Source organism: Paraburkholderia madseniana (genome assembly GCF_009690905.1).
Classification (GTDB): domain Bacteria; phylum Pseudomonadota; class Gammaproteobacteria; order Burkholderiales; family Burkholderiaceae; genus Paraburkholderia; species Paraburkholderia madseniana.
On the sequence record NZ_VOSW01000385.1, the window covers coordinates 1 to 204 of the forward strand.

Annotated in this window: 1 protein-coding gene; it reads right to left on the bottom strand. The window is 59.8% G+C overall.

The features are described 5' to 3' along the window. Window positions 1-204, bottom strand: a 204-nt coding sequence (locus FSO04_RS46225) for a transposase (protein WP_154568055.1), incomplete at both ends; no start/stop codon positions are given.

Consider the following 204-nt stretch of genomic DNA (forward strand, 5'->3'; position numbering starts at 1 on the left):
GTCGCTCGTAATCACGTGCGAGGCGACGGAAGCGGTTGAGCCAGCCAAAGCTGCGCTCAACCACCCACCGCCGGGGCAGCAGTACAAAGCCCTTTTTCGCTTCCTCCAGTTTGATCACCTGCAGTTCGATGCCTTCATCGAGTGCGGCCTGCGCTGGCTCTTTGCCCGTGTATCCCTGATCGGCAAATGCCACCTTGACCGTGT